Origin of the sequence: Pseudomonas sp. DP-17 (assembly GCF_022380625.1) — a bacterium.
GTDB lineage: Bacteria > Pseudomonadota > Gammaproteobacteria > Pseudomonadales > Pseudomonadaceae > Pseudomonas > Pseudomonas nitroreducens_A.
The window spans coordinates 502,572-513,704 of record NZ_JAKSXG010000004.1; the positions used below are offsets into that span (position 1 = coordinate 502,572).

10 protein-coding genes are annotated in these 11,133 nt (G+C 64.9%); 7 read left to right on the forward strand and 3 right to left on the reverse strand.

Annotated features, from left to right (window positions below; genetic code table 11):
- Positions 1 to 84: 84 nt before the first annotated feature.
- Positions 85 to 582 (reverse strand): BRO family protein, encoded by a 498-nt coding sequence (locus MJ122_RS11620; RefSeq protein WP_239744254.1) that lies wholly within the window; start codon positions 580 to 582, stop codon positions 85 to 87.
- 1,279 nt (positions 583 to 1,861) lie between these two features.
- On the opposite strand from MJ122_RS11620, the gene MJ122_RS11625 reads away from it, so the two are divergent.
- Positions 1,862 to 2,182, forward strand: coding sequence for a DUF2025 family protein (locus MJ122_RS11625; protein ID WP_017518630.1), 321 nt, complete (start codon positions 1,862 to 1,864; stop codon positions 2,180 to 2,182).
- A 202-nt stretch (positions 2,183 to 2,384) separates the two neighbouring features.
- On the opposite strand, the gene MJ122_RS11630 is transcribed toward MJ122_RS11625, so the two are convergent.
- Entirely contained in the window at positions 2,385 to 3,143 is a 759-nt protein-coding gene (locus MJ122_RS11630; protein WP_239744255.1) for an SDR family oxidoreductase, read from the reverse strand.
- A gap of 154 nt (positions 3,144 to 3,297) precedes the next feature.
- Here MJ122_RS11630 and MJ122_RS11635 point away from each other — a divergent pair, with 154 nt between their 5' ends.
- Positions 3,298 to 4,221 carry a LysR family transcriptional regulator gene (locus MJ122_RS11635; RefSeq protein WP_239744256.1) on the forward strand — a complete coding sequence of 308 codons (924 nt, stop codon included), beginning with the start codon at positions 3,298 to 3,300 and terminating at the stop codon, positions 4,219 to 4,221.
- A 554-nt stretch (positions 4,222 to 4,775) separates the two neighbouring features.
- On the opposite strand, the gene MJ122_RS11640 is transcribed toward MJ122_RS11635, so the two are convergent.
- The gene (locus tag MJ122_RS11640) at positions 4,776 to 5,963 is read right to left on the reverse strand and encodes an NAD(P)/FAD-dependent oxidoreductase (RefSeq protein ID WP_239744257.1); all 1,188 of its coding nucleotides are present in this window, start codon (positions 5,961 to 5,963) and stop codon (positions 4,776 to 4,778) included.
- A 219-nt stretch (positions 5,964 to 6,182) separates the two neighbouring features.
- Here MJ122_RS11640 and MJ122_RS11645 point away from each other — a divergent pair, with 219 nt between their 5' ends.
- The 5 genes from MJ122_RS11645 (at position 6,183) to tpx (ending at position 10,934) form a co-directional block, all read left to right on the forward strand.
- Entirely contained in the window at positions 6,183 to 8,381 is a 2,199-nt protein-coding gene (locus MJ122_RS11645) for an OsmC domain/YcaO domain-containing protein (protein WP_239744258.1), read from the forward strand.
- Positions 8,382 to 8,702: 321 nt separating this feature from the next.
- A complete protein-coding gene (locus tag MJ122_RS11650; RefSeq protein WP_088417222.1) occupies positions 8,703 to 9,203 on the forward strand; it encodes a VOC family protein in 501 nt (166 codons plus the stop codon).
- Between the two features lie 30 nt (positions 9,204 to 9,233).
- Complete coding sequence (locus MJ122_RS11655; RefSeq protein WP_239744259.1) at positions 9,234 to 9,623, forward strand: VOC family protein; 390 nt, start codon at positions 9,234 to 9,236, stop codon at positions 9,621 to 9,623.
- A 144-nt stretch (positions 9,624 to 9,767) separates the two neighbouring features.
- On the forward strand, positions 9,768 to 10,052 hold the full coding sequence (locus tag MJ122_RS11660; RefSeq protein ID WP_088417220.1) for a hypothetical protein: 285 nt from the start codon (positions 9,768 to 9,770) through the stop codon (positions 10,050 to 10,052).
- A gap of 381 nt (positions 10,053 to 10,433) precedes the next feature.
- Entirely contained in the window at positions 10,434 to 10,934 is a 501-nt protein-coding gene (gene tpx, locus MJ122_RS11665) for a thiol peroxidase (protein WP_088417219.1), read from the forward strand.
- Positions 10,935 to 11,133: the final 199 nt, after the last annotated feature.

An 11,133-nucleotide genomic window follows, 5' to 3' on the forward strand; every position in this document is an offset into this window, starting at 1 on the left:
CGGCCTGGAAACGATCGCGGACGGAGTCCGCTCCTACGCGGGGTTCACCGGCTGCGTGGGAGCGGACTCCGTCCGCGATGGCTGTCAGCGCACTCCGATCCTCGACAGAAAACGCTGCACCGGCCGGCCCCGGCTCGGATCGCCCCAGCGCGAGAGCTCTTCGATATCCAGCCAGAGTTTGCTTTGCCACTCCAGCACGCTGATCTGCCGGGTTTCCCAGGGCAGCTGGGAGCGCCTGGGTGAGTCGTGGCGGTCATCGAATTCGCTGCGCAGAGCGGGCACGACGGTGCGGCTGATCCATTGCCGCAACATGCGCTGCTCCGGGTGCGGGAAGTAGACCAGCAGCGCATAGACGGCGCATTCGCTGATCAGCTCGACGGGGATTTCATTGCCGGCTTGGGTACGGATGAAGGATTCGCGCCACTGGTCTTCATCCAGTCGGCGGCGGAAGCGTTGTTCGTTGTACTGGCCCATGAGGCGAGCGAGGTCGGCGGTGACGAACCAGGCCTGGTCGTCGATCAGCGTGGCGCGTAATGGGCGGTTGTGGCGGATGAAAACGGAAGGGAAGAAACCGTCGTCCATGGTGAAGCTCCTCTGCATGAGTTGAGAGCTGCCACACCAGTCGCCAAACAGGGGAGGCAGACCGCACGGGGTTGGCGAACCGGTGCAAGAGGACCCGGCAGACCCGAAGGTCTCCCCGCGCGGTCCACCATGGAAGGCCGAACGGGGCACTGAAAGTGCAGCGTCCAGCCGTAGGCGTGCTGGCACTGTCAGTGCCAACCGCCTAATGGCGCTTTACCGCGCCTCTTGCATACCGGGTCGCCAAACCCGAGTCACGGAGTTGACCGCGACCGGCGCACTCTAGCGGGCAAAACTTCATCGGGCAATCCGAGAATCCTGTAGGAGTCGACGGCGCTGCGCTGCAGATGGCGTCTGTGCTTCTGCGCCGCTTAGGCATGCTCGCGGACTTCTGGTTTCGCCCCCTCGGGCGACCTCCTTTGGCAAACGACCCAAAGGAGGCAAAGGTCTTGCCCCGTCATCCGGTTTTTCGCTTGGGGCGAAAAATGCCCTCGTTGAAGCGCAGTTGCAGGGGCACGCTGCGAAGGGCCATCCCTGGCCCATCGCAGCTCTCGCGGCATCCATGCCGCTCAACCCCTGAAACTCCACTTCAACGAGGCCTCCTGAAAGGGGCAGGTCGGAGTGCGCGGACGTTTCTCTGGAAATCGTCAAAGAGCAAAAGACGGAAAGCGATGCCGCTCAATCCCTGAAACCCCACTTCAACGAGGCCTCCTGAAAGGGGCAGGTCGGAGTGCGCAGACGTTTCTCTGGAAATCGTCAAAGAGCAAAAGACGGAAAGCGATGCCGCTCAATCCCTGAAACCCCACTTCAACGAGGCCTCCTGAAAGGGGCAGGTCGGAGTGCGCGGACGTTTCTCTGGAAGTCGTCAAAGAGCAAAAGACGGAAAGCGATGCCGCTCAATCCCTGAAACCCCACTTCAACGAGGCCTCCTGAAAGGGGCTGGCCGGAGTGCGCAGATGTTTTGCTGGAAGTCTTTTAGAGCCAAAGCCCAAGCCGGGATATTGCTGGTACGAGGTCGATACCGCGCGGAATGGATCGCACGCCGGTTGTGCCGGCTGACGCTATTGTTTCAAGCCGCTCCGAACAGTCCCCTCTCCCGCTTGCGGGAGAGGGTTAGGGAGAGGGGCTCTTGGCAGAGAAGGCGATGACTTCCCAAAGCGAGGTGCGACAACCCGCCCCTGAGCACCGACGCACAAGGCTGTCAGAATTCGAAGTTCACCCGCTCACAGAAGCGGGGACCTCCTGCGTGCGAATCCATAACAGAACAAATCCAGGGGGCAGCATGGCCATTACTTCCAGCGATATCTGCAATGCCGCCGACGGGCTCTCCGGCTTCGTCGGCTTCAACCTCAAGACCGGCAAGTACATCGTGCGTTTCAGCGAGGACTCCTTTGGCATGGACGTCGCCGAGGACAGCATTCGCCCGGCCTGCGAATTCGTCTGGGCGCAGAAGCACGGCGCGGTGATGACCCTGAGCCGCGAGTGCCTGCAGATCCTCGCCGAACAGAACATCCATGATCGCCTGAACCTCAACGAGGCCTTGCTCACCTACCTGCGCCGCACCGACCTGCCGGAGATCGCCGCCGAGCGCCGCCTGAAGTAATCGCCACGCCCGGCGTCGGGCGTTGCAGGGGCGGGGGACGCCGAAAATCGCGAAGCCGGGGAGGGATTCGCGGGCCCGCTCCTGCGGGGCACGGAGGCACAGGATCGATACGGGCGGGCTCCGTCCGCGATGGTCACCGGCGCGATGCGGGCCAATCGCGGACGGAGTCCGCTTGTACGCTCGGGTTATGCCGTCCTGCGGCTCAGAGGAACATCCCGCCCGAAGCCTCCACGCGCTGGCCGTTGATCCAGCGGCCGCCCTCGGAGAGCAGGGTGGTGATGGCGCCGCCTATGTCGTCCGGCAGGCCGACACGGCCCAGAGCGGTGCTGGCGGCGATCTGCTGGTTCAACTGGGCGTTGTCGCGCACCTGGCCGCCGCCGAAATCGGTCTCGATGGCGCCGGGGGCCAGGATGTTCACGGCGATGCCGCGCGCGCCCAGTTCTTTCGCCTGGTACTTGGTCAAGGTTTCCATGGCGCCCTTCATGGTCGCGTAAGCCGCGTAGCCGGGCAGCGAGAAGCGTGTCAGGCCGCTGGATACGTTGAGGATGCGTCCACCGTCGGCGATCAGCGGCAGCAGCTTCTGGGTCAGGAAGAACGGGCCCTTGAGCTGGATGTTCATCAGCTGGTCGAACATCTCCTCGCTGGTCTCGGCGAAGCTGGCGTTAAGGCCGATGCCGGCGTTGTTCACCAGGAAGTCGAAGCTGTCGCGACCGAAAGTTTCGCCCAGCGCGGCGCGCACCTGCTCGGCGAAGGCGGCGAATGCGCTGCTGTCGCCCACGTCCAGTTGCAGCATCAGCGCGCGGCCGCCGTGCTGCTGGATTTCTGCGGCGACGGCCTGGGCTTCGTCGGCCTGGCTGCGGTAGGTGCCGATGATGTCGACGCCGGCGGCGGCGAGGTGCAGGGCGGCGTTGCGGCCAAGGCCACGGCTGGCGCCGGTGATGAGTGCGATCTTGCGGGTCATGGCGTTTTTCCTTCGTTGCTTGGGAGAGCGGGTGGGGGGGTGAGAAGAAGCTTATTGTTCGTTTGGTTGGTGATAAATCAGGCAGAATCGGAAAGAATAGTCGGCACGGCCGAACAATAGACCTGTCGGCGCCCCCTCACGTGAAGACCACGCCATGATCCGTCCCGAGCTCCTGCGCACCTTCGTCCGCGTCACCGAACTGGCCAGTTTCACCCAGGCTGGCGAGCAGCTCGGCCTGCCGCGTTCCACGGTTTCGGAGCACATCCAGGCGTTGGAGGAACTGCTCGGCACGCGGCTGTTGCAACGCACCACGCGCCGCGTCACCGCGACCCAGGACGGCCTGGTGCTCTACGAGCGCAGCAAGGACATGCTCGCCCAGCTCGACGAACTCCAGAGCCTGTTCCAGCAGAACGATGAGGCCCTGGGAGGGCGCTTGCGCGTGGACATGCCGACGGTGATGGCGCGCAAGCTGGTGATGCCACGCCTGGGCGAATTCCTCGCGCGGCACCCGGCGCTGGAGCTGGAAGTGAGCTGCACGGACCGACGCGTCGACCTGGTGCGCGAGGGCTTCGATTGTGTGGTGCGGGTCGGCGCGGTGAACGACCCGTCGGTGGTGGCGCGCACCCTCGGACAGTTCCCGCAGGTGAGCTGCGCCAGCCCGTCATATCTCGCCAGGCACGGTACGCCGCAATCGCTGGAAGACCTCGCCGGACACCAACTGATCCACTACGTGACGGTGCTGGGCGCGCGGCCGCCGGGCTTCGAATACCTGCACAACAACGAGGTGCGCTACGTGCCGATGGGCGGAGCGTTGTCGGTGAACAATGCCGAGGCCTACGAGAGCGCGGCCATGGGCGGGCTGGGGATCATCCAGGTGCCGATCCATGGTGTGCTCGATGACCTGGAGGCGGGGCGGCTGGTGCAGATACTGAGGGACGTGCCGCTGCCCCCCATGGAAATCTCCCTGCTTTATGCCCACCGCCGCCTGCCGCAGCGGGTGCGGGTGTTCATGCAGTGGTTGGCGCAGCTGCTGGGCGAGCCGGGTGTATTGGGCGCGCCCGTGAACGCCCGGCCCTAGCTCGCCGAGTCCGAATTCAGGATCATCTCGCAGACGTCGACGCGCACGAGGTCCGCATCCTTCATCGCCAGCACGTCGGTCCTGACGTTGAAGGGGGAGGCCGCTGGGCTTTGCTGCCGTCCTGGATGGCCTGCAGGATGTCCTGCTTGAACTGCCGCCACGGGGGGAGGCGGTAACCACGGCGTCGCGCTGGGCGTCGGGGAACGGATCGGGGGCGAAGCCCGGCACGTCCATTTCCACCCCGGCGCAGACCCGGCCGATATCCGGCTTCATGTGCTGCGGGACGCCGGACGTGGTGTGCAGCGCGATGGCGGTCCACAGCGTGTCGACATCGCTCTCGGCGATGCCGTGGCTGCGCAGGAGCTGTGCCGCGTAATCGGCGCCGTCCACTTCGACGCGCTTTCACTGGCTGCAGCGCAGCATCAGGCTTATGTCGTGGAACATCGCGCCGGCGTAGAGCAACCCGGCATCCAGCTTCAGTGCCCTGGGGGCCTGACTCGGGTACCGGGCGGTTTGCGAGCAAGCGTGTTCCTGCAGGAACTCCGGAACCGGGTCTAGACGAACTGCGCCGCCGCGTAGCCCGAGGCCCAGGCCCACTGGAAGTTGAAGCCGCCCAGGTGGCCGGTGACGTCCAGCACTTCGCCGACGAAGTACAGGCCAGGGGATTTCAGCGACTCCAGGGTCTTGGACGACACCTCGCGGGTATCCACGCCCCCCAGGGTGACTTCCGCTGTGCGATAGCCCTCGGTGCCGGCGGGCACCAGTTGCCAGTCGCCCAGGCGTTCGGCGATGGCCTTCAGCTCGCCCGGCGTGTATTGCTTCATGGGCTTGGAGACGAACCACTGCTCGGCCAGCAGGCCGGCCATCTTCTTGGTGAACAGCTCGCCCAGCAGCGTCTTCAGCTCGCTGTTGGGTCGCTCGCGCTGCTGCTGGGCCAGCCAGGCGGGCAGGTCGATGCGCGGCAGCAGGTCGATGCTGATGGTGTCGCCAGGCTGCCAGTAGGAGGAAATCTGCAGGATCGCCGGGCCACTGAGGCCACGGTGGGTGAACAGGATGTTCTCGACGAAGCTCTGGCCGTTGCAGCTGACCCGGCAGTCCTCCACCGAGGTGCCCGACAGTTCGGTACACAGAGTCTTGAGCTGCGGATCGGTGATGGTGAAGGGCACCAGGCCGGCGCGGGTCGGCAGCACGTTGTGGCCGAACTGGCGGGCGATCTGGTAGCCGAAGCCGGTGGCGCCCAGGGTCGGGATGGACAAGCCGCCGGTGGCGATCACCAGGGATTCGCAGCGGGCGGCTCCGAGGCTGGTCTGCAGCTGGTAGCCGCCTTCGTCGAGGCGGGCGATCTCGCTCACCGAGGTATCCAGGCGCAGGTCGACGCCGGCCTGTTCGCACTCGTCCAGCAGTAGCCCGAGGATGTCGCTGGACTTGTTATCGCAGAACAGCTGGCCGAGCTTCTTCTCGTGGTAGGGCACGCCGTGCTTGGCCACCAGGGCGATGAAGTCCCACTGGGTGAAGCGCGCCAGCGCGGACTTGCAGAAATGCGGGTTGTGCGAGAGGAAGTTGCTCGGCTCGCAGTACAGGTTTGTGAAGTTGCAACGCCCACCACCGGACATGAGGATCTTCTTGCCGGCCTTGTTGGCGTGATCGATCAAGAGGACCTGCCGACCGCGCGCGGCGGCGCTCATGGCGCACATCAGTCCCGCGGCGCCGGCGCCGATGATGATGACCTGGGATCTGAGCACGGTGGATTCCTCGTGGACGAGCGCCTGGGCGGCGCAAAGCCGCGCATCTTACCCCAAGGGCGGCGGCGCGGGCTGCCCGTGTCCGACCGCGTGTCGATTGCCGTCTACCGCATGGGCAGGCTTCCCGACCGGTGCCGGGCAGGTCGGGATATCCCCGGGGCGTGTTTGTCCGGATAATGCCGGCCCGTTCGCTTTCTACTTTTTCGTGGTAATGCCCGCATGGAAATCAAGGTCAATTTTCTCGACAACCTCCGACTCGAAGCCAAGTTCGACGACTTCACGGTGATTGCCGACCAGCCCATCCGCTACAAGGGCGACGGTTCGGCGCCGGGTCCGTTCGACTACTTCCTGGCTTCCTCGGCGCTGTGCGCGGCTTACTTCGTCAAGCTCTACTGTCAGACCCGCGACATCCCCACGGAGAATATCCGCCTGTCGCAGAACAACATCGTCGACCCGGAGAACCGCTACAAGCAGATCTTCAAGATCCAGGTGGAACTGCCGGCGGACATCTCCGAGAAGGACCGCCAGGGCATCCTGCGCTCCATCGACCGCTGCACGGTGAAGAAGGTGGTGCAGACCGGCCCGGACTTCGTCATCGAGGAAGTGGAGAACCTCGATGCCGACGCCCAGGCGCTGCTGATGCCCAGCACCGGTGCGGGTGCCAGCACCTACATCCAGGGCAAGGACCTGCCGCTGGAGCAGACCATCGCCAACATGTCGGAAATCCTCGCCGGCCTGGGCATGAAGATCGAGATCGCCTCCTGGCGCAACATCGTGCCCAACGTCTGGTCGCTGCATATCCGCGACGCGCAGTCGCCGATGTGCTTCACCAACGGCAAGGGCGCCACCAAGGAAAGCGCGCTGGCTTCGGCGCTGGGCGAGTTCATCGAACGGCTGAACTGCAATTTCTTCTACAACGACCAGTTCTGGGGCGAGGAGATCGCCAACGCACCGTTCGTGCATTATCCCGATGAGCGCTGGTTCCAGCCCGGCCCCAAGGATGTGCTGCCGGAGGAAATCCTCGACGAGCATTGCCTGGAGATCTACAACCCGGACGGCGAGCTGCGCGGCTCGCACCTCTACGACACCAACTCGGGCAACACCGAGCGCGGCATCTGCTCGCTGCCGTTCGTGCGCCAGTCCGACGGCGAGACGGTGTACTTCCCGTCCAACCTGATCGAGAACCTCTACCTGTCCAACGGCATGAGCGCCGGCAACACCCTGGCCGAGGCGCAGGTGCAGTGCCTGTCGGAAATCTTCGAGCGCGCGGTGAAGCGTGAAATCCTCGAAGGCGAACTGGCGCTGCCGGACGTGCCGCAGGAAGTGCTGGCCAAGTACCCGGGCGTCGTCGCCGGCATCAAGGGCCTGGAGGAGCAGGGCTTTCCGGTGCTGGTCAAGGATGCATCGCTGGGCGGCGAGTTCCCGGTGATGTGCGTGACCCTGATGAACCCGCGCACCGGCGGCGTGTTCGCCTCCTTCGGCGCCCACCCAAGCTTCGAAGTGGCGCTGGAGCGCAGCCTGACCGAACTGCTCCAGGGCCGCAGCTTCGAGGGCCTGAACGACCTGCCGCGGCCGACCTTCGAAAGCCAGGCGGTGACCGAGCCGAACAATTTCGTCGAGCACTTCATCGACTCCAGCGGTGTGGTGTCGTGGCGTTTCTTCAGTGCCAGGGCCGACTTCGAGTTCGTCGAGTGGGACTTCTCCGGCCACGGCGACGACTCCAACGTGCAGGAAGCACAGACCCTGTTCGGCATCCTCGAAGAGCAGGGCAAGGAGGTCTACATGGCGGTGTACGAGCACTTGGGCGCCACCGCCTGCCGCATCCTGGTGCCGGGCTACTCGGAAATCTACCCGGTGGAAGACCTGATCTGGGACAACACCAACAAGGCGCTGGCGTTCCGCGCGGACATCCTCAACCTGCACAGCCTCAACATCGTTCGTCTCAAGTCGCTGCTCAAGCGCCTGGACAGCTGCGAGGTGGACGACTACACCGACATCACCACGCTGATCGGCATCGAGTTCGACGACAACACGGTCTGGGGCCAGTTGACCATCCTCGAGCTCAAGCTGCTGATCAACCTGGCCGTGAAGCGTTTCGAGAATGCCAAGGAACTGGTGGAAATGTTCCTCCAGTACAACGACAACACCGTCGAGCGCGGGCTGTTCTACCAGGCGCTCAATGCGGCGCTGGAAGTGCACCTGGACGAGGAACTGGAGATGGCCGACTTCGAGGCCAATTTCCGTCGCATGTTCGGCAACGAGCGCATGGACGCGGTGCTCGGCTCGCTGGACGGCAGCGTGCGCTTCTACGGCCTGACGCCCACCAGCCTGAAGCTGGAAGGCCTCGACAAGCACCTGCGCCTGATCGAGAGCTACAAGAAGCTGCACCAGGCACGGGCCAGGGCAGTAGCGCGCTGATCTGGCTGGCGTGTTACCCGCGCTCCTGCGTAGGGGCAGCGATGTTCGTAGGATGGCGTGGAGCGAAGCGATACCCATCGATTCCGATGCGCGAACAGCATGGGTATCGCTTCGCTCCACCCATCCTACGGGCTGTATGCAAGGGGCACCTTCGGGTGCCTTTTTCGTTTGCAGGGATTCTTGGCGACGGACTCGGCCTACCGCTCGACCGGTCGTCCGGTAAGGCGCGAAAGTCCGCCTAGACTTGTCGATTCCGTCGTCGCCCAGGCGACCAAGCTGCATGCCGGTCATGCCGACCGCGCGTGGATCAGGAGAGCCATCATGTCCAGCCTGCAACGCGTCACCCCCTGCCTGTGGTTCGACGGCAAGGCCGAGGAAGCGGCCGAGTTCTATACCGGGATATTCCCCAACTCGCGGATCGTCCAGACCGCCTATTACCCCGAGGCCGAGAAGGATCGCCACGGTGGAGTGCCCGGCTCGGTGCTGACAGTGGAGTTCGAGCTCGACGGCCAGACCTTCATCGCGCTGAACGGCGGGCCGGCCTTCAACTTCACCGAGGCGCTGTCGCTGCAGGTGATGTGCGACAGCCAGAAGGAAATCGACCACTTCTGGGACAAGCTCGGCGCCGGCGGCCCGGTGGAAGCGCAGATCTGCGGCTGGCTGAAGGACCGCTACGGGGTGTCCTGGCAGATCTGCCCGCGCCATGTCGGCGACATGGTCGCCGACCCGGACAAGGCCAAGGCCAGCCGCACGCTGCAGGCAGTGATGGGGATGAAGAAGCTGGACATGGCCGCCATCGAGCGCGCCCATGCCGGCAACTGAGCGCGAGCACTGAGCGAGGGGGCGTCCGGCATGTTCAGCCATATCACCGTCGGCACCAACGACCTGCCGCGCGCCATTGAGTTCTACGGCAAGGTGTTGGGCGCGCTGGGGATCGTCCTCAAGGCGCACCGCCACCAACCGGAGCGGGCGATCTTCGTCCATCCGGATAGCGACGTGGCGTTCTGCGTCTACGAGCCCATCGACGGTGCGCCAGCCAGCGTCGGCAATGGCAGCCTGGTGGCTTTCGAGGCGCGCACGCGGCACCAGGTCGACAGCTTCCATGCGTGCGCCGTGCAACTGGGCGGCGTGGACGAAGGACCACCGGGGCTGCGCCTGAACTACTCGCCGACCTACTACGGCGCCTATGTGCGCGACCTCGACGGCAATAAGCTGTGCTGCGTCTGCCATCTGCCGGAGTAAGGCGCCGGGCGCGAAATTTCGAACCCGCAAGCGCAACGGCACGTCCAACCTCCTGAGCGTCGCAGTCAACCGGCACGCACCGCTTGCCCGGCTGCGGCATAGCCAAGCGGCGAGGGTGCGCTCGCCGTACCGGGAGGAACTGCGATGGTCACTCACTACAAGGTCAAGGGCCACCTGGCCTGCGGGCATGCCGGCAAGCACCTGGAAGCCACCAGCGAGCTGAACCGGGTGAAGTGCCGCAGCTGCCGCAATACCGAGGTTTACAAGGAAGCCCGCAAAACTGCCCGCAACGCCGCACGCCGCGCCCAGCGCAAGGCTCGCGCCGAGGCGGTGCACAACGACTGGCGCAGCCATTGGGAGAAACGCCTCGCCGCTTTACCAGGCAGCCAGCGCCTGCCACGGGGGTTCCACGGCCAGCCGCTGGTTTGAGTCGCGCCCGGGTGAAATAGAACACCGGGGCGGTGCAGTCAGGGGCAAGGTGAGAAACGCAGATCGCAGGGCGCATAACGCGCCAGCGTTATCCGCCGTCATGGGCACGGCGGATAATCCGTTCCGGATTATTCGCCCTACGTCGGGCCCCCTGTAGGAGCGAGCTTGCTCGCGAACAGCCCTCACGCCGGGCTCCACTGACGCCCATTCGAAGAGCGTGGTGCGCAGCCAGGGTCAGGGGGAGGGCTGTCGATCCTGCAGTCCCTGCATGTCCTGGCAATCCGCTCGGGAAAGTCGTGCTAGCATCTGCCCCGGCCCCGAATCCTCCTGCGGCGCTGGCAACCCGTCGGCGCCGCCATCCCTCATAGAAGGACCCAAGCAATGGCTCAAGTCACCCTCAAGGGCAATCCGGTTTCCGTCGACGGCAAGCTGCCGAGCAAAGGCGAGCAGGCTCCGGCCCTGTCGCTGGTCGCCGGCAACCTGTCCGACGTCACCCTGGAAACCTACGCCGGCAAGCGCAAGGTGCTGAACATCTTCCCCAGCGTCGACACCCCGACCTGCGCCACCTCCGTGCGCAAGTTCAACGCCGAGGCGAGCAAGCTGGCCAACACCGTGGTGCTGTGCATCTCCGCTGACCTGCCGTTCGCCCAGGCGCGCTTCTGCGGCGCCGAAGGCCTGGAGAACGTGGTGAACCTGTCCACCCTGCGTGGCCGCGAGTTCCTCGCCAACTACGGCGTGGCCATCGCCGACGGCCCGCTGGCCGGCCTGGCCGCCCGCGCAGTCGTGGTGCTGGACGAGCAGAACAAGGTGCTGCACAGCGAGCTGGTCGGCGAGATCGCCGACGAGCCGAACTACGCTGCCGCCATCGCCGCCCTGGCCTGATGACGCGGCGCTCGTGAGAGCGCCGGGCCGGTTCGTCAGGACCGGCCCCAATGGCGCGGGAACCTCCCGCGCCATTTCCGGGTCGCAATGCCCCGGCAATTCGTAACTCCCGGTAAATCAAAGGTAAATAGCGGGTAAAGAGACTTTGCCTGCGGCCTGGCTGTGCTTATCGTTCAGCCTCGGTATTCTCGCTTCTTTG